1 protein-coding gene is annotated in these 292 nt (G+C 52.1%); it reads right to left on the bottom strand.

Going from position 1 to position 292, the window contains the following annotated elements; all coding sequences use genetic code 11:
• Positions 1 to 19 precede the first annotated feature (19 nt).
• Positions 20 to 292: thiamine pyrophosphate-dependent enzyme (locus J4G32_RS20845; protein ID WP_246505440.1), on the bottom strand; the 273-nt coding region annotated here is incomplete at its 5' end.

Raw genomic sequence — 292 nt, 5'->3', positions numbered from 1 at the left:
GATAAAATCCGGCGCATCATCAGGTCCTCTCCGTTTTGCTTAACCACATTTCGTCCATCCCGCCCCCGCGAATCTGCATCGGATAGACATGCTCGCTGCCATCAACGGTGACATCGACGAACACCAGTCGGTTATTACGCACATGCTCAAGGGCTTCGCTGAGTTTACTTTCCAGCTCATCCGGACGGTTAATCTGCAGCCCGACATGGCCATATGCTTCCGCCAGGCGCACAAAATCCGGTAACGACTGCATATAAGACTGAGAATGGCGACCAGAATAGATCATATCCTG

Origin of the sequence: Microvirga antarctica (assembly GCF_017921815.1) — a bacterium.
GTDB lineage: Bacteria > Pseudomonadota > Alphaproteobacteria > Rhizobiales > Beijerinckiaceae > Microvirga > Microvirga antarctica.
This window is presented reverse-complemented; position numbering and strand designations above follow the sequence as displayed.